We start from the raw sequence: 26,467 nt of genomic DNA, 5'->3' as shown, positions 1-26,467 counted from the left end.
CTACATCCTCTTCTCGATCAGCACTTCGACGCGCCGGTTCGCCGCGCGGCCGGCGCGCGTCTTGTTGTCGGCAACGGGTTTGGTCGCGGCGCGGCCCTCGGCGCGGATGCGTTCGCGCGGCACGCCGTTCTCGATCAGAATGTTGGCGATCGTCACGGCGCGCGCCTCGGACAGGCGCTGGTTCGTCGAAAGCGGATTGCTCGACTGGAGCGGCACGCTGTCGGTATGGCCGACGACGAGGATATCGCCGACCAGTTCCTGATTGTCCTGGATCACGCGGGCGAGCGAGGCGATCAGCGGCTCGAACCCGTCGGTGAGCTGCGCGCGGGACGACTGGAACACTTCCGGGTTGGTGCTCTGGATGATGAGCGTGGTCAGCGAAACATTTTCGCGCCCCTTCAGCGCCTGAGCCAGATTGGCGGGTGCTGCCGCCTGGAATTCCGGCAGCAGCCCGACACCGACCGGCTCGGCGGCGGGTGCTGGTTGTTCGCGCGGCGCCCGCACGATTGCCGCGCGCTCGAAAGGAGGCAGGGCATCGACAAGCGTGGTGAGCTTTTCGGCTTCACCGCTCAATCGCATCGAAAGCCCGATATGCATCGCTGTGGCAAGCACCACCGCGATTGCCCCCAGCACCCAGATCGGCACGATGAAGCGCGACGGTTCGTCCGCCGCGATCACGCCTCTCCAGTGCGGCGAAAGCGGCGCGGTCTCGGCATCCGCGTTGCGCAGGAAGCGCGCGGCCGATGCGCGCACGGCGCTGATCGAGCGGTCGCCGGCACGGCCCGGCACGCGATACTTGCCGCGAAAGCCGAGCGACAGGCATTGATATTGCAATTCAAGCAGTTCGCGGTCGCGGTTGGGATGGCGCTCGAGCTCTTCCAGCCGCGCAAAGAACTGCGTGCCGGCATCGACATCGCCGCGCAGCATCACGACGAGCGGCTGGCGCGGCCAGGCACTGGCGCCGCCCCAGGGGGTGTTGAGCGCAAGATCGTCGAGCAGTGCGGCGACAGACCATGCTGCGGCATCCGCCCGCGCCAGCGAGGAGCCGCCGGCAATTGCCGCGTCGCGCGCCGTCACGAGTTCTTCCAGCAGCCGCGTGCGCAACGCCTCCGGGTTTTCCGGCGGCAGCGCGTTTTCCATTTCAGGCGCGAATTCCAGCAGTGGCGCGAACGCGTTGATGAGCGCATTGGGATGCGCCCTTGTCCGCTTCAGCGGCGCGCCGGGCGGTGGAACCGGGTATTGTCGCACGGGCGGCGGTGCCGCGACAAGGCGGATGCGGGTGCGATCGCGATCGTCAGAGAGGCCGAATGGATCGTCCCTGCTCATCGCCTCACCTGTTCACCGAATAGCAGTCGACCTGCGGCTCGCTTGGCAGCACGCCGGAAACGCCGATGACGAAGCCCGGCGCGTCGAGAAGCGAGGCCCAGTGTTCGCTGCGCTGGTCGAGTTCCAGGCAAAGCCGGTCGCCGTCATAGGGAATTTCGCGCGGCTGCGAATGCAGGGGTTTGAGCGGGATACCCGGCAGGCGCGATTTCCACAGCGCCTCGAATTCGTCGGCCGAACCCACCGTCACCTGATTGACGAAAATCTTGCGCAACTGCTCGTCCGACAGTTCCGAACCCACCCGCACCACGATGCGGCTGGCGGTCAGCACTTTCGGATTGTCGATGCGGATCTTCCAGACGTTGGTCGCGTGCCGCATGACTGGCAAGGCCCGCGACTTCGGCTCGACATAACGCAGGCTGAGGATGAGCGAGCGCAGCGTATCGGCAAGCGCGGAGAAGGCGGGGCCGGGCGCCATATGATCGTAGATCGGCAGTTCGGTCAGCCGCCGCGAGCCCGAACCATAGGTCGCCATGCGTCCGGCCAGCCCGGCGAGTTCCAGAAACAGCTCGGCCGGGTGAAAAAGCTCCTGCGCCAGCATATGCGCGAGCCGAGGCCGCGCCTCGTTGGCGAGGTTGAGCACCAGCAAATTCTCGACACTGCGTCCCGGCCCGCCAAGCACCATCTTGCCATGCGCGTCGGCGATGCGGTCGAGACCGGTGATGACTTCCTGAAGCAGTTGCGAATACCAGGGCACCGCGTCGGTCACCAATGCAGGCGGCAGGAAATTTTCGACCAGCGATATCCCGCCATCGGCGCGCAGACCCTGTATTTCGGCGACCGGCATCGCCGTATAGCCGCCGACTGCCGAGGTCGGGGCGAGCAGCAGCGATTGCGGCCGGGCGATCTCGACTTCCTCGGCATCCGCACCGCCATGCACGGCATCGCGCACCCACTCGATACGCCCGCGATAGCGCGCGCCGGTGGGTTCTGCATGGGCAGGATCGAAGCTCGCCCCGCCCGGCGGTTCCAGCGGCAGGGCAAGCAGAACCGCGCCTGCGCCCGTTTCGGGCGTGATTGCCAGCGGCGTCGGCGCGTCCATCGTCTCGGGAATGGCGAAGGGCGTGCCGTCGGGCAGTATCCCGCGCGCCGACAGGATCGCGATCCGCCCGGCCTCCAGCATCGACTCGTCAAGCGTCAACGACCGGAAGCCGTATGTCTGCAGCCTGCCGGCTTGCAACGCGCCACGCAGCATGTCCTCGGTGTGGCGGTCCTGCTGCTGGAAGTGCTGCGTCCGAAGAAACAGACCCTCGGACCAAAGCACCCTGTTGGAATCGCTCATGCGTTCTCTCCGTCAGCCGAGCGACAGGCCGCCCGGGCCGAGCGTCACATTCTTGGTTACCTTGGATTTCGGATTGACCGGCGACGAGGCGCGCCAGTTGCGGCCGTCCGGTTCTCGCACAAGGGCGACGACGCCCATGTAAGGCGCTTCCGGCTCGAAGCCGATTGTCTTGGAAGTGCTTGCGCCGGGAGCAACCGCAATCCGGTCTAGCCCGACGAGATCGGCACCAAGGGCAGCAGACGGATCGCCCTGCAGGGCGAAATAGTCGGCCGAGTTGAACGCTCCGAGGCTCTTCAGCCGCAGGATCAGCACGGTGACCGGGCGGTCGGTGCCGTCAGGCCCTTTGTTCATGCCCGCTTCGCCCTTCAGGGCGACGGTGACCATGGCTGGTTTGGGTGCGCCGACGCAGGCTGAAAGGCCTGTCGCGCCAATTGCGATGAGAAAACCGCGTCGGTGGATCATGCACTACTCCTGTTCGTAAGCGTTGCGGAAATCGGCGCCGATCTCGCCCATGAAACGCGTCTCGGCGTTCGTGGCGATCTCGCGGTGGCGTTGCAGGTAGAGGTCCCAGAGCTTGGCGCGGCGTCCGCCGGCCAGAAGCACGTCCGCCTTCGAATGCGATTTGAGTTCGGCCTCGATGGTGGCCGGATCGAAGCGGTCGATCATGTGCCGCAGCGCGCCCTGAATGCCGCGCCAGGCGCTGACGTGGTGATGGGCGAGATCGCGCACGGCATCCTTGATCGCGGCATCGGCGGGCAGAAATCCCGGGCTGCTTTCGGCGACCAGGGTTTCCAGCGCGTCTTCCACGGTCGGCAGGAATTTGAGCGGGTTGACGCCGGACGCCTGCACCACGGTCTGGGCGATACGGGCATTGCCCTTTTCCTCGGCGCGCTTGCGCAGAAGCTGCATCAGCCCGTCCATCATCAGCCGGTATTCGCGGCCGAACTCTTCCATCTCGGCAATGGCGTCATTCGTCGGCAGTGCGGCAGCGTTCAGCCCCATGCCGCGCAGGAAAGCGTCGCGAAGCGCGCTGTCGGATGGAGTAGCCGCCGGCTTCTGGGCTGGTGCGGGCCTGGGCGCTGGCTGCCGCTCGGCCGGTGTGCTCTGCGGCTCAAGCCTCGTTCCCGAAACCGGCCCTCCGAAAAACGAACTGTTTCCGTCGAAACCGTCGCCCTTTTCCTCTTCGGGTTTCGGCGTCGCGACAGGATCCATGCTGAACGGGTCGTCGAAAGCCGGCGAAGACCGCAGCCTGACTTCCGAACGTTCCGACGCATGGTATGCGCCCGGCTCTGGATGCTCGAACGGGTTCGGCAGATCGGCCGGCCTTTGCCGCTTAGGCTCTTCCTCCACGCGGGCGGAAAAGAAGTCATCGCGGTCGATGGCCACCGGCGCCCGCGAGACGCCTGCGGGGGAGGCGAAGGGAGAAGGCTGGGCCGTGGCTGCATCCTGAAGGTCGACACGCAGCACATAATCACCCAGCCGAAGGCGCATGCCATGGCGCAAGGCTGTCGAATTGCCGGCACCCAGCGGGCCGTGGGCGTCGTCGACGAAAAGACCGCTGCTCGACGTGTCGGTCACGGTATAGCCGTCCGGGCCGCTCGCAATCGTGCAATGGGCGCGCGAAACGAACATGTCGGGATCGTCCAGGCGCCAGTCCGCCTCGGCACTGCGGCCGATCACCAGTTCGCCGTCCTGCAGGCTGGCCTGGCGCATTGCCTGGGGCCGCGGTCCTTGCTCAAGTGTGAGAATGAGGCTCATGCCGCCTCCGCCATTTCCGGCCGCCAGCCGACAGCGACCCGCATCAGCAGGTCTTCGGCGTCAGCGCGCTCGCTCTTTTGCGGCAGCCATGTGGTGCGCGCGAGCCGCGCCGTTCCGAGCTTGGCCGCGGGGATTTCCTGGCGGGCGAGAACGATGCGCACATCGACATCGAGCACGTCGCCGACCAGTTCGCGAACGGCCGTCCGCAGAAGCTCCAGCCGTTTGCCGCCGGGCAGGAACGCCTCGTAATCCGCCAATGCGACCGGTCCGACGCGAAGCTCGATACGGCTTTGCCGCTGGAATATCCGTGGCCCGATTGTCGCCCCACGGCAGAGAGCGGCATAGGCGCTGCCAAGCCGGGTCTGCAACTTGGCAGGAACAGCGGTCCAGACGCCGACGAATTCCTTGAGCTGGACCGATACGTTAAGCGCCTCGGCCAGGAACCGCGTCAGGCGCTCCGGACCTTCCACCTGATGGGCAAGGGCAGGGGCCTGGCGCAGCTTGACCGCATAGAGTTCCGAAGATTTTGGCCCCAACATGCCGGGGAGACCGATGCCGGACAGCGTCTCCAGCATGGAACGCACGCGGCCGCCGACCTTGCGCTCGACCTGTACCGCGGGATGCGCATCCGCCCACGCCCGGTAGAACAGCGCGATCATCCGGTGCTGCAGGATGTTGGCGAAATCGACGAAGGTCGTGTCGCTGGTTTCGCGCGCCGCAGCACCCGCGAACCAGCGCTGCGACAGCCGGTCGAGCACCCAGCGCGTCAGGTGGATCGGCAGCGGGCCTTCCGGCCCCATCAATCCCAGATTGGCGACCGTGACGCGTGCCGGGGAATTGTCCACCGGCTGGCGAACCGCCACCACATCGCTCAACGCAAAATCGAGGCGCACATGCTGGCCGAGCCGCGCCGGTTCATGATCCGGCCTGCCGGAGTGACCGAACAACCGGCCATCGCCCTCAAGCTGCCGCAGCAGTTCGAAGAAATCGTAGGTCTCATCGGGGGGCGTGATCGTGCCTAGATCAGGCAGCGACTGCCGGGCGTCATCGGCCATGGCACATCCTCCTGTTTCCGGGTCAGCCGTGTGCGGGTGCGCACGAATGCGTTGATCGCGGCATGGCGGGCGAATAGCTGGGAAAGCAGTGCCGAAAGCAGCAGCGCGCTTTGTCCCGCCAGCACGGATTGATCGATATGAAGCGTCACCTCCGTGCCGCGGCCGAAGCACATCGGCCCGTCGATCGGTAGCCGCTCGACCACGGGGCGCGTTTCGACGCGGGTGATCGAGCGCACATGCCGCGCCAGTCCCGGATCGCCGCGATCGGCATAGAGATCGAGCAAAGCGTGCAGCGGCTCGGCGCCACGGCCTTCTTCGGCAAGACTGAGGAAGTTGAGCGAAAGCTGCGCGACCAGCCGCCACGCCAGATCGTCTGCACGGGATTCGCCCGCCGCACCTGCCGGCAGTGTGGCGGGAATGGCGGCGCGCGGCGGACGCATCGAGCCGAGAAGCTTCACCGCCTCGACCGGATCGCCGCTTTCAAGCGTGAGCGTCGGAGTGTCGTCAAGGATCGGCAGGTCGCGGTTGGTGCACAGTGCCGCGATATCGACGCGCTTCAGCGGCCGGCCCGGCTCGGTGCCGGCAGGCCGCGAAATCGCCAGGAATACATCGTCGCCGGCGTAGGAGGTGCGGGTCTGGCCCTGGCGTCTTTCGTCTTCGGTCGCGCGTCGCGGACGCCGCTCGGTCGAGTAGACCCAGCCGCTGCCACGGTTCTGTCCCAGGCTGAACAGCGCCGGGATGTCCGCGTCAGGGCCCTCGACATCGGCATCCTCGACCCGGATCGGGCGGTATATCTCGAAATCGCGCGGCCGCGTGCGGTCGGCGTGCAGCACCTGCCGCGTGCGGCGCTTGTCGAGCTCGATCACATTGCACTCGCGCTCGAAGAGATTGATGATCGGTGTCGCGAAAAGCTCGAAATCTCCGGGCGTCAGATCGGCAAGTTCCGGCACCGGCCGCCGCAGCAGGAAAATGACTTCAAGCCCGGCCTCGCATTGCCGCACGACGCGTTGCAGCCCGTCAATGCGCGCGAAATGGAACCGCTCGGGCATGACGAAATATTCCCGCAGCAGCCGATAACCCTCGAAGGTCGGGCGCGTGCGCGGCATCAGCGCCTCGTCATCGCGAATGCCGATCATTTCCAACGCCGGCAAGGGCGAGGGCCGGTGGTCCCGGCCTTCAGGGCGGGCCGCGACGCCAACGCAGCTGCCGAACAGCGTATCGAAGAGAAGCGGCGCTTTCGTGCGTTCGGAAAAGTAGAGGTCGAGCCGGTCGAGCGCGAGTTCGGCGAGCTTGCCCTTGCCTGTGCGCGCAAAGGTCAGCCGCAGTGCTGCTTCGCCGCCGACGCCGTTGACCGGCGCGATGCCAGCCGCCGCCAGCGCGCTTCGATCCTGAATATAGCCGATCGAGGTGATCGCCAGCGGCCACAGCGTCACATCCTGCGCGGTCGTGTAGGTGCAGCGCGTCGACAGGCCGGGTTGCAAGCCCGATACCAGCCGCGTGCCGCGTTTCACGACATGGCCGGCGAGCATGGTCTGGACCTGCTGGCCCGGCTTCAGCACCACGATCGCTGTCGCAGGCGTTGAGGCAACCAGATCGGGATACAGCACCTCGAGCACGCTGCGGGAAAACCGCGCGCGCTCCGCATCGACCTTCAGCCTGGTGCGTGCCGCGAGAAAGGCGACACCATCAAGCAGCCGTTCCACATAAGGGTCGGGGCAGGGCACCGTATCGAGCGACAGGTTGCGGGCAACAGCCGGATGCATGTCCGCGAACTCGGTTGCGAGCGCGCGGATGTGGGTCAGTTCCTCCTCGTAATATTCCAGGAAGACCCTGTCCATTGTCAGACATCCTTCAAATCGGTCCGTGCCGAGCCATTGTCGAGGTCGATCATTGTTCGCAGGCGCATCCGTTCGGGCGTCGGCGACATCATCAGCACCGCGTCGATTTCGATGGAGAGCCCCACGCTCTTGTCGCCGCTGTTGACGGTGACCTTCGTTGCGCTTTCCTTCAGCCGCGGCTCGAATGCCGCAAGCACGCTGCGGATTTCCCGCGCCAGCGCCTCACGGTCGAAATCTCGGGCGGAACGGCCCGAAAAGGACGGCACGCCGTAATTGACCACGCTGCGCCGCACTTCGGGAAAGTCGTCCAGCGACGGCGGATCGTCGCCGAGCTGGTCGCCCTCGAAAGCGGTGAGCAGCGGCGTTGCCTCGAAGCGCTCGGTGTTGAACAGCGCCTCGATGTCGCGCCGCACCGCCTCGCGCAGAACCTCCGCCGAAACCACGATGCCGCGGGTTTCCAGTTCCATGCGCCGCTGGTTCTGGAAGATCAGGCGATGCAGGCTGCGCTTCTGGTCCTTCGTCAGCGCGGCGTCCGCCTCGATCGTCCGCGCTCCGCCTTCGAGCAGAACATCAACCCGATCCGATCCGATCTCGGTCCGAACGGCTTGCTGAAGCCCGTCGATGTCGGAGTTCACGCCCGGCAAATCATTGACGAGGCGGTCCCAAAGTGAAGGTTGGACCGCCTCGCGTCTTGCCTGAGTAGGGCTGCTGCTCTTGCTCATCTCGCTACCGGAAAGTCGTCGTGGAGATCAAACGCCGACACTGACGTCCATTTCGGCCGAGTGCTTGCCTTCCTCGTATTCGAACTTGATCTTCTTGTAGGCAAAACCGACGATTTCCTCGAGCAGGTCGGGCTCAAGCTCGCTCGGCTTCATGTCGTATGCGATCACCGAGGCATCGGTCAGCGTGATCACCAGATAGTCGCTGCTCTTTTCCTCGATGGTCCGGCGGGCCGAGAATTTCACCTCGTCCAGCTTCTTGTTCTTGAACAGCGCCTGCTTGAGATAGGGCGAGGACTGGTCGTAATGCTTGATGAACTTGATGACGCCGAGGGCCACGCGGCCACGGCGCGATAGCGAGTTGGGATCATGCGGCGCGACCATGCCGTATTCCATCCCGTGTATTTCTATTTCGTCGCTGTGCCCCTCGCGGCCACTGGGGCCTTTGATGTCGGGAACCTTGAGAAAACCATCCAGTTTCATTTCCGTTCTCCATCGTGCTCAAATGATTACTGCTTGACGGAAGGCAGCTCGGAGACGAGCCGGAGCGAGGCGTTGATGCCTTCCAACTGATAGTGCGGGCGTAGATAGAAGCGGGCGGCGTAGTAGCCCGGTCGGCCTTCGACGCTGTCCACCTGCACCTCGGCGGCGGCGAGCGGGCGCTTGGCGCGGGCCTTGTCGTCAGCGAAGGCGGGGTTGGCCAGCACATAGCGGTTGATCCACTCGGTCAGCCATATCTGCATATCGGACCGTTCCTTGAACGAGCCGACCTTGTCGCGCGCGATCGCCTTGAGGTAGTGCGCGAAGCGCGAAACCGGGAACAGATAGGGCAGGTTGGCGCTCAGCCGCTCGTTGGACTGGGCGTCCGGATCGACCAGCCGGCCGGCCCGCGTTTCGTCGTCCTGCAGCGAATGCGCACCGATGAATGAGGCGAGGTCGGTGTTCTTGCGGTGCAGGATCGGCATCAGGCCGAGCTTGGCGAGTTCGGCCTCGCGCCGGTCGTCAATGGCGACCTCGGTCGGGCATTTCATAGCGACCGAGCCGTCGTCAGTGGGGAAGGTGTGCACCGGCAGGTTGATCACCGTGCCGCCGTTTTCCACGCCGCGTATCTGCGTGCCCCAGCCGAAGAGTTTGTGGCTGCGGTTGATGTTGACGCTCATCGGGAAGGCGGCGTTCATCCAGACATATTTGTTGTGGTCCTTCTCGACCTCCTCCTCGAAGGAGAAGCCCTTCACCGGCACCGTCTCTGCGCCATAGGGCAGGCGCGCCAGCACGCGCGGCATGGTCAGCCCGATGTATCGCGAATCCTCGCTCTCGCGCAGCGACTGCCACGACGCATAAGCCGGATTGGAGACGATCATCTGGAGGTCCTGCGGATTGGGCAGTTCCTGCCAGCTGTCCATGCGGAACAGGCGGGGCGAGGCAGCTGCAATGAAAGGCGTATGCGCAGACGCGCAGATGCCCGACAGATTGCGCAGCAGCCCGACATCCTGCGGATGGTTCGAGAACTCGTAGGCCCCCATCAGGTAGGTATAGGGCGCGCCACCGAGCATCGAATATTCTTCGGTGTAGATCTTCTTGAAGATCGGGCTCTGGTCCCACATCTGGCCTTCGTAGTCTTCGAGCGTTTCGGCCAGTTGCTGCTTGGAGATATTCATCACCCGGATCTTCAGTTTCTGATCCGTCTCGGTGTTGTTGATCAGATACCAGAGGCCGCGCCAGGTCCCCTCCATTTCGCGCACTTCCGGCGCGTGGAGGATTTCGTTCATCTGGATCGTCAGCATCTTGTCGATGCCGGCGATGAGCGACTTGATCGACTTGATCGCATTGGACGAGATCGCGGTCGTCTCGGAGCGCGAGCGGGCGGCAAGCGCCAGGTTGCGAACCAGCCCCTGCAGTTTCTCGCTGTCGTCCTTCTTGACGCGAAAATCCTTTTCCAGAAGTTCGCTGAACTCACCCAGGTCTACGGCTTCCGCCTCGGCTGCGCCGTTCGCGGCGACTTTTTCCTGCTCGGCCATGGCTCAGCCCTCCGCCTTGTCGCTGTCGCTCAGCGCCTGTTCGGCGATCTGTCCGAGCAGCGGTTCGTTGTTCAGCATCTGGGCGATGCGTTTTTCAGCGTCGACACGCCCGTCCATGAAGCCCAGAAGCTCCTCGAGCTGGCGCCGCATCTTCAGGATTTCAGCCAGTTGCGGAACCTGCTCGGCGATCTTGTCGGGAGCAAAGTCGCCCATGCTGGTGAAGGTGAGATCGATCGGCAGTTCCTCGTCGCGCTCCTGGCCTTCGGGCTGGGGCAGCTTGTTTGGAACCCGCGCTTTCACCCTGGGTCCGAGCGCTTCCATGAAGCGCTTGAAGCGGTTTGCATCGGTCTCGACGAAGGTGCGGTCCAGAACCGATTTCTGCGCTTCCGGCGTTTGCGATGCGCCGGAAAGATCGGCCATCACACCCATGACCACCGGCAGTTCGACGGTTGTCGGGCTTCCATATGTTTCGACATCATAGGAAATCTGGACGCGGGGCGCCCGATTTCGTTCGATCACCTTGGCTTTGCTTTCGCTCATCGTCGGTCACCTTTCGTCCTTTTGGGCGGTTTTTCTGTTTTCAGGTTCGCCGGCGAGAAGCCGGAATTCCTTGAGGCCGGAGGGGGCGAGGTCCTCCATCAGTTCCACGAAATCCATCGGCACCATCCGCCGGACCCGTCGTGCCAGATGCGGGATCGGGCTCGATGGCTCGGTGCGGTCGTAGAAGGCGACGATGAGATCGAGGCACTTCAGCACGTCTTCTCGCGACGTGAGGCGATCGGGAAAGACGCCCATGGTTCCGGTGCTCGTTGTTCCGTTGTAAATCGGCGCAGCATGCCCGTTGGTGACCGGCTGCTGGATCTCGGGTGCCGCCTCGGCGGGGTTGCTCGCGCCTGTCGCCGTCTGGCCGGTCGCGCCGCGCTCCAGCGTGGCAAGAACGCGCTCGAGGAACTTTTTCAGATCGGCAATGGCGACATTGCCGTCACCCAGGCGTGCATTGAGCGCCACTTCGACGGCATAGAGTGCGGCCACCGCCTCGCGGGCGTTGCCGAGCATCTCCGTCATTTCGGCAGGCGCATTGTCGAACTGCGTCAGGCATCCCTTGCGCACGCGGTCCACGAGCTGGTCGTGCCTGTTGGCAAGCTCGGTCTTCTCCGCGTCGTTCAATCCGGAGGCGGCTTCCTTCAGCATCGCCCGGCCGTCCAGCGTGCCTAGCTCGAGGTCACGGCCCGTAATCGGGCCGAGGCCGCCGCGCGGCTCGAACATCGTCATCCGCCGCAGGTCGCCCAGCGGCCCGTCCTGGTCGTTCTGCAACTGCATGAGGGCGTTGATGCGCCTGAGTGCTGCATCGCGCGGAGGCGCATCCGGCCGCAATTCGGGGTGCATCGTCTCCCAATGAGCGTCGAAGGTGCCGGCAATCAGCGTCAGGCCGTCCTTCAGCCCGGCCAGCCCGTAAAGATTGGTCAGCGCCCGTGTAACAAAGACCAGAAGCCGCAGATCACGTCCCTGCGTGCGCAGTTCTTCTGCCTTCTCAAGTACTGCCGACCAGTCAGGTGGAATTTCTGTTCGTGATGACGGGTTGTTGCGTTCATCGCGCGCCACTTCGATTTGCGGCTGCATGAGACGTTCCAGTTCATGGAAGTCCCTGTTATTGCGCAGACTCTCCCCGGAAGGACTTTCTCCGTCCAGCGGACTCAACCAGGAAGATAAATCAATCATCTTCACCACCATCGGTGGATTCCGTCACCGAACGGAGCCTAGATTTACCACAAATCAGGCAGTTATCCTACAAAGCTTTCAGCATCTTGATTTCATGACTAAGGAAATTTACTTTTCCTATGTTTGCATGAATATGACAAATATCACACTTGCCACAACAGATATGCAATTATGGCTATCGGCTTCAGTTTTGAGGCGTTGATTGGGAAGTCACGATTTTCCCAAAGCTTTGTAAACTCGCACAATCAGGGGAAACGTACTTCTTATTCATGTGATGACGTTTTGAAGAGACGCACAAACGATAGGAACCAGTCGTATCGGAGCCGTCATGCAGCAACGCAAGTCATCGCAAGGTTTCAAGCGCAAGGAATTGGTCGGAAAACTCAATCCGACCTGTGTGCGCGCCTTCAAGGCAGCGGCGGATGCAGCAAAGCTCCGCGGCAATCCTTATGTGGAACTTGTTCACTGGATCGAGCAACTTGTGCTGTCGGACCGGGCGGACGTACAACTCATCCTTGCCGACGCCGGCGTCGATGCGAGCCGCCTGGCCGCCGACATGTCTCGTGCCATCGACAAGCTGCCCTATGGCGCAACCTCGATCGAGGAGTTCTCCGACCACATCTTCCACGCCATCCAGGAGGCCTGGAACCTGGCGTCGATCGAGTTCGGCGCGGATGAGGTTCGCGGCGCCTATGTGATCCTGGCCGCGCTGAAGACACCCGTTCTCGACGGGCTTCTGTCCAAGATCAGCCCGGAGTTCGACAAGATCGATGCCGACGGCGTCATCGCGCGCCTGGACGATGTGGTGTCCGGCTCGCTCGAGGCGGCTGGTCCCGCACCGGTCGCCGAGGCCGCACCTCTTCGGCGCGCGCCGGGGGGCGATTCAGCACTTGCCAAATATTCGACCGACCTGACCGCAAGGGCGCGCGAAGGCAAGCTCGATGCCGTGGTCGGCCGTGATCCCGAGATCCGCCAGATCGTCGACATCCTGATGCGCCGCCGCCAGAACAACCCGATCCTGACTGGCGAGGCCGGCGTCGGCAAGACGGCGGTGGTCGAGGGCTTTGCGCTGCGCATCGCCGAGGGCGACGTGCCGCCGATGCTGCAGAATGTCAGCCTGCGCATGCTCGATATCGGCCTGATGCAGGCCGGCGCCAGCGTCAAGGGCGAGTTCGAGAAACGGCTCAAGGCTGTCATTGACGAAGTACAGTCCTCCGAGACGCCGGTGATCCTGTTCATCGACGAGGCCCACACGCTGATCGGGGCAGGCGGTGCCGCCGGCACCGGCGATGCCGCGAACCTGCTGAAGCCCGCACTGGCGCGCGGCGAGCTGCGTACCATCGCCGCGACCACCTGGGCCGAATACAAGCAGCATATCGAGAAGGATCCGGCGCTGACCCGCCGCTTCCAGACAGTGAAGGTCGACGAGCCGGACGAAGCCGCCGCCATCCTGATGCTGCGCGGCGTTGCCGGCACGCTGGAAAAGCACCATCAGGTGCAGATACTCGACGAGGCGATCGAGACGGCGGTGCAGCTTTCGCATCGCTACATCCCGGCTCGCCAGCTTCCCGACAAGGCGGTGAGCCTGCTCGATACGGCCTGCGCCCGCGTCGCGATCTCGCAGCATTCGCGGCCTGCCGAGGTGGAAGACTTGATGCGCCGCCGGCAGGCGCTGGAGGTGGAAAAAGGCATCATTGGCCGCGAAACTGCGATCGGCATTGATGCCGTCGAAAGGCAGGCCCGCGTCGACACCGGCATCGAGGAAACCGACGCCGCCCTGGCCGCCGCCGAGGCGCGTTGGGAGCGCGAAAAGACCGTCGTCGCCGACATTCTCGAGGTTCGCGCAAAGCTGCGCGGCGAGGGCGTTCCGCTCGACGCCGTCACGACGGGGCAGGAGGCTCCTGCCGAAGAGGAAACGGCAAAGCAGCCCGTCGCCGAACTGGTCGGCGCTGAAGCTCCGGTAGACGGGGAGGACGCTCCGATCGTCGCGGAACTGCCGCCGGAAGCCGCTGCACCGGACAACACCGCCGATCTGGCTCGCCTTAAGGGCCTTATGGCCGAACTCGCCGAGATGCAGGGCGAGACCCCGCTGATCCTGCTCTCCGTCGACCGCAATGCGGTTGCCTCGGTCGTGCAGGACTGGACCGGCATCCCGACCGGGCGGATGCTGACCAGCCAGACCGAGAAGGCGCTGCGTCTGGCCGGCGTGCTGGCCGAGCGCGTCGTTGGGCAGGATCATGCCATGGAGATGATCGCCAAGCGCGTGCAGATCAGCCGCGCCGGCCTCGGAGCGCCGGAAAAGCCGGTCGGCGTCTTCCTGTTGTGCGGCCCCTCCGGCGTCGGCAAGACCGAGACTGCGTTGGCCCTTGCCGAGACACTCTATGGCGGCGAGCAGAACCTCATTTCCATCAACATGTCGGAGTTTCAGGAAGCGCATACCGTCTCGACGCTCAAGGGGGCGCCTCCGGGCTATGTCGGCTACGGCAAGGGTGGCATCCTCACTGAGGCCGTGCGGCGCCGGCCCTATTCGGTGATCCTGCTCGACGAGGTCGAGAAGGCGCATCCGGACGTCCACGAAATCTTCTTCCAGGTCTTCGACAAGGGCATGATGGACGACAGCGAGGGGCGGCGCATCGACTTCCGCAACACGCTGATCCTGCTGACCTCCAATGTCGGCTCGGAAGTCATCATGCATAAGACGGAAGGCGGCCAGAAGCGCGAGGCCATCGAAGACCTCGACGCATCGCTGCGCGCACCGCTGCTGAAAGTCTTTCCGGCGGCATTCCTGGGCCGTGTCGTCACCATTCCCTATTATCCGCTGTCCGGCTCGATGATCGAGGCGATAACCCGTATCCAGTTCGCCAAGATCGCCCGACGGCTGCGCGCCAGCCACGACGCCGAACTGGTCATCGGCGACGGCGTGATGGAAATGATCAAGGCGCGTTGCACCGAGATCGAATCGGGCGGCCGCATGATCGATGCGATCCTGACCAACACGCTTTTGCCAAGCATGAGCCGTGGTGTGCTGAACCGGTCGATCGACGGCGAAAAGCTGGCCAAGGTCACCGTCGGCGCATCCGACGAGGGCTTCACCTACGCGTTCGAATAGCTCTCGGCTTTTCCCGCCGCTCGATAATGATGTGCAATGCACAATCTTTGGCCTTGCCTGTTTCCTGATGCGAAAATAGGCTTCCTCGCCATGCGGTGCGGCTGTAGAAACAGCCGGGATCAAAACAACAAGAGGCGTCAAAGTGAAAAGAGTTCAAACCATCGTCATGGCTGCTGCGGCTTGCCTGGCGGCATCGATTGCCAGTGCGCCGGCCTGGGCGCAGTCCAAGACGCTGACGATTTCCTGGTGGGGCTTCAACGGCGACAAGCTGGATGAGTACATCATCAAGCCGTTCAAGGAGAAATGCGGCTGCGAGATCGTGTTCGAGACCGGCAACAACGCCGACCGTCTCAACAAGATCAAGATCCGTGGCGGCGAGGGCGTCGATGTCGCCTATTTCACCGACGCCTATTCGCAGATCGGCATTGCCGAAGGCCTTTTCCAGCCGGTCGACAAGGCTAAGCTGCCCAATCTCGCAGGCATCTACGACATGGCCAAGGCGCCGCAAGGCGACTTCGGCCCGGCCTACACGATCGGCCGCGTCGGCGTGATCTACGATTCGGCCAAGGTGAAGACGCCGATCACCTCGTGGAATGATCTGTGGAAGGAAGACTTCAAGAGCCAGCTGTCGCTGCCCGGCATCACCACCACCGCCGGCCCGATGGCCGTGATGATTGCCGGCGCCCATGCCGGTGTCGATCCCTTCGCCGACAGCGACGCCGCCTTCAAGGCCGTCGAGGAGCTGAAGCCCAATGTGGTAAAGAACTACAACACCGGTTCCGAACTGGTGAACCTGTTCTCGACCGGCGAGATCAGCGCCGCAGTCGCCCAGGACTTTACCCTCGCGCAGATCCAGGCAGCCGTCCCGACTGCCGTGTGGGCCGATCTGTCAGATGGTGCAATCGCGACGCTTAACACGGTCAACATCCCCAAGGGTGCTGCCAATGTCGATCTGGCGCATGAGTTCATCAACTTCATCCTGTCGCCGGAAGTGCAGCAAAAGACTGCCGAAAACGGCGTCGATGCGCCGGTCGTTACCTCGGTCAAACTGACCCCGGAACAGGCCAAGCTCTGGACCTACGGTGCCGACATGATCGCCTCATTGAAGCCGGTCGACTACGAAAAGCTCAACGCCGCCAAGACCGATTGGGTCGACCGCTGGAACGAAGTCTTCGGCATGTAAGTGCCGGCCCAAGGCGGTCGCATATGAAATTCGACCCCCACTCCGTCTCGGCTTCGCCGAGCCACCTCTCCCCCGATCGACGGGGGAGAGGAAATGCCGTCCGCAAGGCTGGCTCCCTTCCTCTCCCCTTTTGAGGGGGAGAGGTGGCTCGGCGAAGCCGAGACGGAGTGGGGGTTGGCTGCGCCACATACGATTGCCCTGCTCAATATGCTGCACCAAGCCTTTTGCGGCGTTTTGCCCCTTTCTTGGCGGATCAAGGAAGGGTAGCAGACCTTATGCAATCGGTTTTCGAGCCCAAGTGCTGCTCGACAATGACGAAAGAGACCTGACTTCCATGCTGAAACGCTATGCCGGATGGTGGCTCGCCGCGCCCGCGACGCTGGTCGTTCTGGTTTTCCTCGTGCTGCCGGTGATCGCCACCATCGGCACGACATTCGGCGAGACGGCCGGAATCTTCTCGCCTTACACATCCTTCTTCGGCAGCGGTTTCCGCCGCAGCGTCCTGTGGCGCACGCTCGAAATATCGCTGGCCACCACCGCTATTTCGCTGGTCGTCGGTTTCCTCACCGCCTATGTCGTGTCGAAATCACCCGGCAGGCTGAAAAGCCTGCTCATCATCGCCGCGGTCTTTCCGCTGCTCACCGGCGTCGTCGTGCGTTCCTTCGCCTGGCTGATCATCCTCGGCAAGAACGGCATCCTCAACAGCTTCCTGATCGGCATCGGCGTCACCTCCGAGCCGTTCGCGATGCTCTACACCCAAGGCTCGGTCATCGTCGCCATGGTCTACCTCTTCGTGCCGCTGATGATCCTGACGCTGGTCGGTGTTCTCGAAAACATTCCCGAGGATGTCGTGCAGGCTTCCGCCTCGCTGGGTGCGACGCCGGCCGGCACGTTCCGGCAGGTCATCCTGCCCCTGGCTGTGCCCGGCCTGATCGTCGGCGCGGTGTTGGTCTTCACCGGCTCCTTCACCTCCTACGCAACGCCGCAACTGCTCGGCGGCGAGCGCCAGATGGTCATGGGTACGCTGATGTACCAGCGCGCCATGGTCTCCTTCGACTGGGTCGGCGCCTCCACCATCGCCGCGATCATGGTGGTGATAACGGTCACCGTCGTGCTGGCCATGAGCCGCGTTGCGCGGCGTCTCAACCCGATGGCGACATGATGACCACACGCATCAATCCACTGCTCATCCTGTTCACGATCCTGGTCTACATCTTCCTGACCGGGCCGCTGATCATCGTGCTCGGCGCCTCCGTCAGCGACACCACATACCTGACCTTTCCGCCGCAGGGCCTGTCGCTGCGCTGGTTCGAGAACATCTTTGAAATCAGTGCCTTCCGGCGCACCATTGTCACCAGCCTTCAGCTTGCCATTCTGGCCACCGGACTGGCCCTCCTGATCGGCATTCCGGCTGCCTATGCGCTCAACCGCTACCGCATCCAGCTCCCGACATGGCTCTCCACCGTCTTCGTGCTGCCCATTCTGGTGCCGGAAATCGTCCTCGGTTTCTCGCTGCTCAAGTCGGTCGCGGTCGGTGCCAGCGCGCCGATTTTCCTGACGCTGCTTATCGGCCACACGCTGCTGGTGCTGCCCTATTGCGTCCGCGTCATCTCCGCGAGCCTCGCGTCCTTCGATTTCTCGATCGAGGAAGCGGCGATCAGCCTTGGCAGCCGGCCGCTGAAAACCTTCTTTACCATCGTGCTGCCCAATGTCCGCTCGGGCGTGATCGCAGCCTTCATCCTCGCCTTCATCACCTCGATCAACGACGTCTCGACGTCGCTTTTCCTGACCGGCCCCGGCATCTCGACGCTGCCGATCCAGATCCTCGCCCATGTCGAGCAGTTCTTCGACCCGACCATCGCGTCGGTGTCGGTGCTGCTGATGTTCCTCACCGTCGCCGTCATGGCGATCGTCGAGCGCACGCTCGGCCTTACCTTCCTTGCGAAATGAAACCATGACCCAGGCTCTGACCGTACAAAACCTCACCGCCCACTACGGCACGACTAAGGTGCTGGAGGACCTGTCGCTGTCCGTCGGCAGCGGCGAGCTCGTCTCGCTGCTCGGCGCGTCCGGCTGTGGCAAGACGACGACCCTGCGCCTCGTCGCCGGCTTCCTCCAGCCCACCTCCGGCACAATCACGCTCGGCGGCAAGGATCTGACGCGGCTGCCTGCCTACAAGCGCGACATCGGCCTCGTCTTCCAGAACTACGCGCTGTTCCCGCATCTGTCGGTGCTCGACAATGTCGGCTTCGGGCTAAAGCAGCGCGGCGTGGCATCGTCCGAGCGCGAGAAGCGCGCCAAGGCGATGCTGGAGCGCGTCGGGCTTTCCCAGCTCGCAGACCGGCTTCCCGGCGCATTGTCGGGCGGGCAGAAACAGCGCGTCGCACTTGCCCGCGCGCTGGTCATAGAGCCGCCGCTGCTGATGTTCGACGAGCCGTTGTCCAACCTCGACGCCAAGCTGCGCGTCGACATGCGTGTCGAGATACGCCAGCTGCAGCGCGCCAACGGCACCACCTCGGTCTATGTCACGCACGATCAGGAAGAGGCGTTCTCGATCTCCGATCGCGTCGCCATTATGAATGCCGGCCGTATCATGCAGCTCGACACGCCCGAGACGCTCTACCAGCGCCCGGCCAACGCTTTCGTCGCCCGCTTCGTCGGCTTCGAGAATCTCGTGCCGCTGAAGGTCACCAAGCGGGAAGGGGCGAATGTCACCGCGCAGACCCGCGACGGCTCGACGCTCACGCTGTCGCAGGACCGCTTCGGCGTTATCCCCGACGATTTCGTCCTAGCCGCCCGCGCCGATGGGCTTGCCGTCACCACCGATCCCAAGGCGCAAGGCATTCCCGCGACGCTTGGCTTGAGAACCTATCTCGGCCGCGCCTATCAGTACCAAAGCGAAACCGCCGCCGGCACGCTCATCGCCAATGGCGCGCTTTCCACGCCGCAGGAACCCGGCAGCGCTGCCAAGCTGGTGCCGGTGCCGGACCAGTGCTGCGTGCTGAAGCCGGAATAATCTGAGGACGTTTCATGTCTGTCCTCCTCACCAACGCCCTAATCCTCCCTTGCTCCCCGGACATGCCCGTCATCGAGCGCGGCTATGTCCACATCGAGGGCGACGCAATCAAGGCCGTCGGGTCCGGCCCGGCACCGCAAATCCCCGGCGCCGAAATCATCGACGCCGACGGCGACCTGATCATGCCCGGCATGGTCAACCCGCACTGCCACATGGCCATGAGCCTGTTCCGCGGGCTGGGTGAGGACGTCGACGACCGGCTCTACCGCTACATCCTGCCCCTGGAGCGCAAATTCGTGCGACCGGAGGCGGTGCGTGCCGGCACCGCGCTCGCAGCACTCGAACTGATCGAGGGCGGCGTCACCACCGTTGCCGACATGTACTACTTCGAGACCGAGGTTGGCCGTGTGGTCGATCATGCCGGCATTCGCGGCGTGCTCGGCCAGACGCTCGCCGATTTCGATCCGCCCGACCACGAGAGCTTTGACGAAGGTTTTGCCCTTGTCGAGCAACTGGTGGCGGAATTCTCCGGCCACGACCGCATCATTCCCTCCATCGCGCCGCATGCGCCTTATTCCACCGGCGTGGCGGTCATGGAGCGCGTCGCGCGCTGGGCCGACGATCATCCCGGTGTCCCGGTGCAGATGCATCTGGCCGAGACTGATGCCGAGATGGAATGGGCCGCGAAGCTCGGTGGCCTGCGCCCGGTCGAAGCGGTCGAGAAGGCCGGTCTTCTGCGCAAGGGCCTGATCTGCGCGCACTGCCTCTATGTCAACGACAGCGACATGGAAAAGATGGCGCACGCGCAGGTCTGCGTTGCCCACAATGCGCGCTCCAACGGCAAGGCGGGCAGGGGCATCGCGCCGGTCGAGGCGATGCGCAAGGCAGGCATTCCCGTCGGCATCGCCACCGACGGCCCGATGAGCGGCAACACGCTCGACCTGTTTTCGCAGTTCGCCCCGGTTTCGATGTTCCAGAAACTGCTCGGCCACAGCCGCAAGCCGATGCCCTCCGTCGAGGTCATCCGCATGGCGACCATCGAAGGCGCGAAGGTGCTCGGGCTGGACGAGAAAATCGGCTCGCTGGAACCCGGCAAGAAGGCCGATCTCATCCGCGTCGATCTCTCGGCCCCCCGCATGCAGCCGATCTACGACATCTATTCGACGCTGGTCTTCGCCACCATGCCGACCGACGTGCGCGACGTGATGGTGGCCGGCCAATGGCTGATGCGCGACCGCGAAGTGCTGAGCCTTGAGCGCAAGAAGGTGCTGCGCGACGCGCTTCAGGTCGCCAGCGCCTTCAAGGCCGAGATGGCCCGTATTGATGCTGCCGGCTGAGCCGCAGCGAAGCAACGACAGGACAAAGCTGTGAGCAAGAACGACGCTGAAAACCATCTCGACAAGGTGCTCGAAACCATCGACGCCAATATCGACGCCAGCCTTGAGCGGCTGTTCGAATTGATCCGCATTCCCTCCGTCTCGACGGACCCGGCCTACGCTGCCGATTGCCGCCGCGCTGCCGATTGGCTGGCGAAAGAACTCTCCGGCCTTGGCTTCGACGCCTCCGTGCGCGACACCGCGCGCCATCCGATGGTTGTCGGGCATGATCGCTCGGGCGAGGGGCCGCATGTCCTGTTCTACGGCCACTACGACGTGCAGCCGGTCGATCCGCTGTCGCTTTGGAATTCCGACCCGTTCGAGCCGAAGCTGGTACCGCAGCCCAATGGCGACACCCACATCGTCGCGCGCGGCGCTTCCGACGACAAGGGCCAGTTGCTGACCTTCGTCGAGGCATGCCGCGCATGGAAGGCGGTTACCGGCAAGCTGCCGATCCGGGTTTCGACGCTGTTCGAAGGCGAGGAGGAGATTTCGAGCCCGAGCCTCGCGCCCTTCCTCGAAAAGACCGGCGAGGAACTCAAGGCCGATGTCGTGCTGGTCTGCGACACCGACATGTGGGACGCTGAAACCCCGGCCGTCACCACCATGCTGCGCGGCGTGTTGAAGGAAGAGATCGAAATCACCTGCGCCGACCGCGACCTCCATTCCGGCATCTACGGCAACGCCGCCCGCAATGCGCTGCAGGTCCTGTCCGACATCATCTCCAGCCTGCGCACGCCAGACGGCGGCGTCGCCGTCGAAGGCTTTTATGACGGCGTCGAAGAACTGCCGGCAGCCGTGAAGGCGCAGTGGCAGCGCCTGCCTTTCGACGAAAAGGGCTTTCTCGGCGATGTCGGCCTCAGCATCCCCGCCGGCGAAAAGGGCCGTTCGATTCTCGAGCAGGTCTGGGCCCGGCCGACCTGCGAAATCCACGGCATCATCGGCGGCTACACCGACGAAGGTTTTAAGACCGTCATCCCGGCAAGCGCAAAGGCAAAGCTGTCGTTCCGTCTGGTGGCGGGCCAGGACCCCGAGAAAATCCGCGCTGCCTTCCACGCCCATGTCCGGGCGCGCGTGCCGGAAGACTGCAAGGTCGAATTCCTCGACCACGGCGCCAGCCCCGCCACCGTCATGCCGATCAACGGCGCGTTGCTGCAAAAGGCGCTGGGTGCGCTCACAGTGGAATGGGAGCGCGAGGCGGCAATCGCCGGCACCGGCGGCTCGATCCCGATCCTCGGCGAATTCAAGCGCAAGCTCGGCATGGATTCGCTGCTCATCGGCTTCGCCCGCTTCGACAACCGCATCCACAGCCCGAACGAGAAATACGACCTGTCGAGCTATCGCAAGGGCATCAGGTCCTGGGCGCGGATACTGGCAACGTTCGCCGAGCGGGATTGATGCTAAAGAGGTGCGTCCTTCGAGGCTCGCCCATCCAACGCACGACCAACAGACAACGCTGTGCGGGCTCGCACCTCAGGATGAGGGAGGTCGCGCTATTCACCTGCCAGATTCTGCTGATGCTTCGATAGTGTTAGGCGAAGTTCGCCAACGCGCTTGAACGTGAGGATGTCGGCAGGAGGGCCAACACCCACCGCCCTCATCCTGAGGTGCGAGGCCGCAAAACCGTGAAGGTGTGCCACCAACCTCAACGGGCGAGCCTCGAAGGACGCACCCCGAAACCAAACCTCACCACACAACCTTGTGGCTCTGTCCCGTCTGCACGTTGACAAACCCCTGCGGCACCGCATCCGTCGGCGCGACAAGCACCCAGCGCCAGGGCGCGCAGGTCAGCGTCGCAAACTGCAGCCGCTCGGGAAAGCCGGGGAACCAGCGCGGCGAAAACGTCGGCTCATAGAGCCATTCGATCTTCTCCGCTTCTACATAAAGAGCCTGCATCTCGGCATCGAGTGCTTCAGCCGTGCGATTCGTCATCAACCCGCCGACCTCGTAACGCACATCGGCCACCACCTTGCCGCCCGTCACCAGCGCCCAGCCGCCCTGGTTGTCGCGGATGCGATTGACGACTTCCGCCATCGCCGCATCCGACGAGCCGACGACCCAGATATTGTGTTTGTCATGGGCCACCGTGCAGCCGACGGCTGTGTCCGGCGTCTTCGGCCCGCAGCCCAGCCAGAACATCTTTGCCACCTTGCCCTCGCCGGAAAAGCGGTCGACGACGGAGAACTTGGTGATGTTGCGCGCAGTGTCGCGCTGCACCGCGCCATTGGCCACCGGCAGTTCGGTGGTGATGAAATTGTCGTCCCAGTGGAAGGGCCGCAGCAGCGCCGCCTGCATCGTGTCGCGACCAGCCTCTGCCGGAATGGCAAAATCATCCGCCGTCATCTGCCGCTCGATATTGACCGTCTTCGTCGCCCAGTCCGGCCAATCGATAGCCGGCAAATGACCAGTAAAATTCTTTGCCTGCGATACCTGATCGCCATCCGCCCAGACCTCGGCAATCGAAACGGTCGCCGCATCGTCCAGCAGCACCATATCGGCGAACCGCCCCGGCGCGATGCTGCCCACGAAGGGCGTCAGCCGCATGTGCCGTGCCGGATTGATCGACACGCATTGATAGGCGATCTCGGGCGTCAGCCCGCTTTCGATGGCAAGGCGCACATTGTGGTCGGTCGCGCCCATCTTCAGCGTGTCGGAGGCGCTGCGGTCGTCGGTGGCGAAAGCCACCTGGCTCCAGTCGCGCAAGCCGCGCTCCAGAAGCCCGCCGATGATGTCAGGCATGGAATGCGGGCGTATCTCGATGAAAATGCCGCGCCGCAGCTTGTCCCACGCCTCCTGCGGCGTCCACGCTTCGTGGTCGGAGGACAGGCCGGCGGCGGCAAAGGCGTTGATCTCGGGCAGGTCGCGCAGGCCCGCGCCATGGCCCTCGACCACGCCGCGCTGCTCGAAGGTGGCCTGTATCATGCCCCACAGCCGCTCATAGGAAGGGTTCTGCGGGTTCCAGACCGCCGGCCAGTCCATCACCTCGTCCAGCCCGGCGACCATGGCGCTTTGCGCGAGAAAGCCGGCCTGCTCGGCATAGCCGAAATGGCCGCCGCCCCATTCGTAAGCCGTGGGCGGCACGGCTGACCCGGGCAGCGGGAAAATCTTCATCGGCGAACCGGCGAGCCGTGCGGTCAGCCAGAATTCCAGGTTCTTCGGCCCGTTGACGTTGGAGAATTCGTGGCTCGCCTCGCAGGTCCATGTGTTGCCGCGCGGCATGACGAGTGCTGCCTCATGCTCGGGCGTCAGATGCGAGCTTTCGATATGCTTGTGGATTTCGCCGAAGCCGGGAACAGCCGAAAGATGCGTCCGGTCGATCATCTCGCGCGCCGTGCCGGCAAAGGTGCCTGCCGGCCCGACATAGGCGATGCGGCGGCCACGGATCGCAACCTCGCAATCCTCCATCCACGTTCCGGTATGGACATCGAGCAGTCGCCCGACACGCACCACGCGGTCGGCCTCGCGCTTGCCCAGCGCCACCAGTACGAGCTCCTGCCGGATGCGGATTTCATCGGCGGCATTGATCAGCAGGTCGTCGGGAAGGCGGGTGGTCTCGGACAATTTCAAACTCGCTCGATATGTCTGGGTCAAGCATTTCAGCTTGCTTTACCTGACCCGAAAATGGGAAGCGAAGCCATATTCGAATCGACCCTGAAACGAAAGGCCGCGCCCTTATGCCAACCGCTCCCGCCCGCACCGTCGTCATCGACACCGACCCCGGCATAGACGACGCGGTGGCGATCCTGCTTGCGCTGAAATCGGCGGAATTCGACGTCAGGGGCATCACCACGGTGGCCGGCAATATCGGCATCGCCACCACGACGCGCAATGCCGGCCGCATCCTGGCGCTTGAAAGCCGCGCCGATATTCCCGTGGTTTCGGGCGCTGCCGGGCCGCTGTCGCGAAAAGGTTTCGACACCACCGAAATCCACGGCAATGACGGCCTCGGCGGCGTGGCGTTTCCTGAGCCACTGGCACGGGTGGCAGGCAACGATGCGGCGGCATGGCTGGCGAAACTGCTGGACGAGTTGCCCGCCGGTTCGCTCGACATCCTCGCGCTCGGCCCGCTCACCAACATCGCGCGCCTGGTGCAGGATCACCCGGCATCGGCAAAGCGCATCGGCCGCGTCATCGCCATGGGCGGGGCGGTGCATGAGCCCGGCAATATCGGCCCGCGCGCCGAGTTCAACATTGCCGCCGACCCGGAAGCGGCGGAAATCGTCTTCGGTGCCGGCCTGAATTTCACGCTGATCCCGCTCGACGTGACGCGCAAAGTGCGCGCCACGCGCGATTACACCGCAGCCCTTCAGGCCGCCGGCGTGCCGGCTGCAAAGTCCTCCGGCGAACTCATCGATGCCTATTTCCAGTCGACCACCGGCGGCGAAAGCCGTCCGCTGCATGATCCCTGCGTGATGCTTCTGGCGCTGGATGAAAGCCTGTTCGGCTGCGAGACGCTGAAAATCTCGGTCGATACGGGGGCGACGCGCGACGCCGGCGCGCTGACGATCGATGACGAGAAGGGCGCCGCGATTTCCGTCGCTATGAAGGTTGATGGGGAAGGGGGGTTGAAGTTGCTGTTTGAGAGGCTGGTAGGCTGAGCGAGTAATGGGCTAACGGCGCGCTCCCCCTCTCCGTCTCGGCTTCGCCGAGCCACCTCTCCCCCGCTTTGCGGGGGCGAGGAACCTAAGTTCTGTGAGGCCGAGACTTCCCAGGACTTGGGTTCCTCGCCCCATGAAATGGGGAGAGGTGGCTCGGCGAAGCCGAGACGGAGAGGGGACTATTCTTGCGGACGGATAGGGCTACTCTTGCTCAAGAGCGCCACCTCCGCCAACACCCCTACACCCCCGCCAACTCCTGCTCCACCAGCGTCGTCCAGAACCGCACCCCCGCCGGTATCGCCGCATCGTTGAAATCGTACCGGCTGTTATGGTGCAGCGCGCCATCCTCCGCCGGGCCGTTGCCGAGCCAGACATAGGCGCCCGGCACCTCCTGGCTGAACATGGCAAAATCGTCGCCGGCGGTGGAGGGCGGGAACTCGGTCATCACCTTCTCGGCTCCAAGCGCGCTTTGCGCCGCCGCCAGCGCCCGCCGTGTCGCATCGCGGTCGTTCACCACCGGCGGCATCTGGCGGATGTAGCGATAGTCGGCCTCGATGCCGAAAAGCTGCGCCGAACCCTGTGCCAGCGCGCCGATTTCCGCTTCGATCTGGTCGCGCACCGCAGCCGAATAGGCGCGCGAGGTGCCGCCGATTTTCACCGTGTCGGGAATGACGTTCAGCGCCTCGAAGCTGCCGCCCTCGATCGCGCAGGCGCTGACCACTGCCGGCTGCAGCGGGTCGACGCGACGCGCTACGATCGTGTGCAGCGCCGTCAGGAACTGGCCCGCCGCCGTCATCGCGTCGCGGCCGAGATGCGGCTTCGCGCCATGCGTGCCGACACCGCGAAACGTCACGATCCAGCGGTCGGACGAGGCAAGCTGCGGCCCGGCCACCACGGCCATGCTGTCGGTGGCGATGCCGGGCATGTTGTGCAGCCCATAGACAGCATCGACCGGAAACTTCTTGAAGAACCCATCCTCGATCATCGCCTTCGCCCCGCCGCGCCCTTCTTCGGCAGGCTGGAAGACAAAATGCACGGTGCCGGAAAAGCTCTTGCGCCGCGCCAGCTCGCGCGCCGCCCCCAGCAGCATCACCGTGTGGCCGTCATGGCCGCAGGCATGCATCTTGCCGGGCGTGGTCGACTTGTAATCGCGCTCCTCGGCGGTCTCTAGCATGGCCAGCGCATCCATGTCGGCGCGCAGCGCGATCCGCCGCGAGCCGTCGCCAAGCTTCAGCGTGCCGACGACCCCGGTCTTGCCGAGACCTGCATGAACCGCGATGCCGGCCTCGGCCAGCATCTTCTCGACGATGCCGCTGGTGCGGACTTCCTCGAAGCCAAGCTCGGGATTGGCATGGATGTCGCGCCGCAAGGCTGACAGCATCTCGAATTCGGCATGATCGTCTTGGCTGCCCG

Annotated in this window: 21 protein-coding genes; 8 read left to right on the top strand and 13 right to left on the bottom strand. The window is 64.0% G+C overall.

The features are described from left to right. Genes icmH through tssA form a run of 11 tightly spaced genes read right to left on the bottom strand, consistent with a single transcriptional unit; the run spans window position 1 to window position 11,772 of the window. A complete protein-coding gene (gene icmH, locus BM413_RS07405; RefSeq protein WP_091911922.1) occupies window positions 1-1,326 on the bottom strand; it encodes a type IVB secretion system protein IcmH/DotU in 1,326 nt (441 codons plus the stop codon). 4 nt (window positions 1,327-1,330) lie between these two features. After that, window positions 1,331-2,665, bottom strand: a complete 1,335-nt coding sequence (gene tssK, locus BM413_RS07400; protein WP_091911920.1) for a type VI secretion system baseplate subunit TssK — start codon at window positions 2,663-2,665, stop codon at window positions 1,331-1,333. Window positions 2,666-2,677: 12 nt separating this feature from the next. Next, window positions 2,678-3,127 carry a type VI secretion system lipoprotein TssJ gene (gene tssJ, locus BM413_RS07395; protein ID WP_091911918.1) on the bottom strand — a complete coding sequence of 150 codons (450 nt, stop codon included), beginning with the start codon at window positions 3,125-3,127 and terminating at the stop codon, window positions 2,678-2,680. Between the two features lie 3 nt (window positions 3,128-3,130). Further along, complete coding sequence (tagH, locus tag BM413_RS07390; RefSeq protein WP_091911916.1) at window positions 3,131-4,423, bottom strand: type VI secretion system-associated FHA domain protein TagH; 1,293 nt, start codon at window positions 4,421-4,423, stop codon at window positions 3,131-3,133. Beyond that, window positions 4,420-5,478, bottom strand: coding sequence for a type VI secretion system baseplate subunit TssG (tssG, locus tag BM413_RS07385; protein ID WP_091911915.1), 1,059 nt, complete (start codon window positions 5,476-5,478; stop codon window positions 4,420-4,422). The genes tagH and tssG overlap by 4 nt, the downstream gene beginning before the upstream one ends. Further along, a complete protein-coding gene (gene tssF, locus BM413_RS07380) occupies window positions 5,442-7,316 on the bottom strand; it encodes a type VI secretion system baseplate subunit TssF (protein WP_091911913.1) in 1,875 nt (624 codons plus the stop codon). Before tssF ends, tssG begins: the two co-directional genes overlap by 37 nt. Before the next feature lie 2 nt (window positions 7,317-7,318). Further along, window positions 7,319-8,038: a type VI secretion system baseplate subunit TssE gene (gene tssE, locus BM413_RS07375; protein WP_091911910.1), complete on the bottom strand. Its 720-nt coding sequence runs from the start codon at window positions 8,036-8,038 to the stop codon at window positions 7,319-7,321. 27 nt (window positions 8,039-8,065) lie between these two features. Next, entirely contained in the window at window positions 8,066-8,518 is a 453-nt protein-coding gene (gene tssD, locus BM413_RS07370; RefSeq protein ID WP_091911908.1) for an Hcp family type VI secretion system effector, read from the bottom strand. A 26-nt stretch (window positions 8,519-8,544) separates the two neighbouring features. Further along, window positions 8,545-10,053, bottom strand: coding sequence for a type VI secretion system contractile sheath large subunit (gene tssC / locus BM413_RS07365; protein WP_091911906.1), 1,509 nt, complete (start codon window positions 10,051-10,053; stop codon window positions 8,545-8,547). A gap of 3 nt (window positions 10,054-10,056) precedes the next feature. After that, a complete protein-coding gene (tssB, locus tag BM413_RS07360) occupies window positions 10,057-10,593 on the bottom strand; it encodes a type VI secretion system contractile sheath small subunit (protein WP_091911904.1) in 537 nt (178 codons plus the stop codon). Between the two features lie 6 nt (window positions 10,594-10,599). Next, window positions 10,600-11,772 (bottom strand): type VI secretion system protein TssA, encoded by a 1,173-nt coding sequence (gene tssA, locus BM413_RS07355; protein WP_091912265.1) that lies wholly within the window; start codon window positions 11,770-11,772, stop codon window positions 10,600-10,602. A 328-nt stretch (window positions 11,773-12,100) separates the two neighbouring features. Between tssA and tssH the strand changes: the two genes are divergently transcribed. The 7 genes from tssH (at window position 12,101) to BM413_RS07320 (ending at window position 21,854) form a co-directional block, all read left to right on the top strand. Continuing rightward, window positions 12,101-14,881, top strand: a complete 2,781-nt coding sequence (tssH, locus tag BM413_RS07350) for a type VI secretion system ATPase TssH (RefSeq protein WP_091911902.1) — start codon at window positions 12,101-12,103, stop codon at window positions 14,879-14,881. Between the two features lie 166 nt (window positions 14,882-15,047). Continuing rightward, window positions 15,048-16,064, top strand: a complete 1,017-nt coding sequence (locus tag BM413_RS07345; protein ID WP_091911900.1) for an ABC transporter substrate-binding protein — start codon at window positions 15,048-15,050, stop codon at window positions 16,062-16,064. A gap of 337 nt (window positions 16,065-16,401) precedes the next feature. Then, entirely contained in the window at window positions 16,402-17,226 is an 825-nt protein-coding gene (locus tag BM413_RS07340; RefSeq protein WP_091912264.1) for an ABC transporter permease, read from the top strand. After that, the gene (locus BM413_RS07335; protein ID WP_091911898.1) at window positions 17,223-18,014 is read left to right on the top strand and encodes an ABC transporter permease; all 792 of its coding nucleotides are present in this window, start codon (window positions 17,223-17,225) and stop codon (window positions 18,012-18,014) included. Before BM413_RS07340 ends, BM413_RS07335 begins: the two co-directional genes overlap by 4 nt. Window positions 18,015-18,018: 4 nt before the next feature. Then, window positions 18,019-19,080 carry an ABC transporter ATP-binding protein gene (locus BM413_RS07330; protein WP_091911896.1) on the top strand — a complete coding sequence of 354 codons (1,062 nt, stop codon included), beginning with the start codon at window positions 18,019-18,021 and terminating at the stop codon, window positions 19,078-19,080. Window positions 19,081-19,094: 14 nt separating this feature from the next. Further along, entirely contained in the window at window positions 19,095-20,417 is a 1,323-nt protein-coding gene (locus BM413_RS07325; RefSeq protein ID WP_091911894.1) for an amidohydrolase family protein, read from the top strand. A 30-nt stretch (window positions 20,418-20,447) separates the two neighbouring features. Then, window positions 20,448-21,854, top strand: a complete 1,407-nt coding sequence (locus BM413_RS07320; RefSeq protein ID WP_091911891.1) for a M20/M25/M40 family metallo-hydrolase — start codon at window positions 20,448-20,450, stop codon at window positions 21,852-21,854. Between the two features lie 288 nt (window positions 21,855-22,142). Here BM413_RS07320 and BM413_RS07315 read toward each other — a convergent pair whose 3' ends face one another. Further along, window positions 22,143-24,017: an adenine deaminase gene (locus BM413_RS07315; protein ID WP_091912262.1), complete on the bottom strand. Its 1,875-nt coding sequence runs from the start codon at window positions 24,015-24,017 to the stop codon at window positions 22,143-22,145. Window positions 24,018-24,130: 113 nt separating this feature from the next. On the opposite strand from BM413_RS07315, the gene BM413_RS07310 reads away from it, so the two are divergent. Further along, window positions 24,131-25,054 carry a nucleoside hydrolase gene (locus BM413_RS07310; protein ID WP_091911889.1) on the top strand — a complete coding sequence of 308 codons (924 nt, stop codon included), beginning with the start codon at window positions 24,131-24,133 and terminating at the stop codon, window positions 25,052-25,054. A 238-nt stretch (window positions 25,055-25,292) separates the two neighbouring features. Here the strand turns inward: BM413_RS07310 and BM413_RS07305 are convergent, their stop codons facing one another. Next, complete coding sequence (locus tag BM413_RS07305; protein WP_091912260.1) at window positions 25,293-26,435, bottom strand: M20 aminoacylase family protein; 1,143 nt, start codon at window positions 26,433-26,435, stop codon at window positions 25,293-25,295. Window positions 26,436-26,467 lie beyond the last annotated feature (32 nt).

The organism is Mesorhizobium sp. YR577, assembly GCF_900116595.1.
In the GTDB taxonomy this organism is placed as follows: Bacteria; Pseudomonadota; Alphaproteobacteria; order Rhizobiales; family Rhizobiaceae; genus Mesorhizobium_M.
Note: the sequence above shows the minus strand (reverse complement) of the source record. Positions and strands in the feature narration are given on the sequence as shown.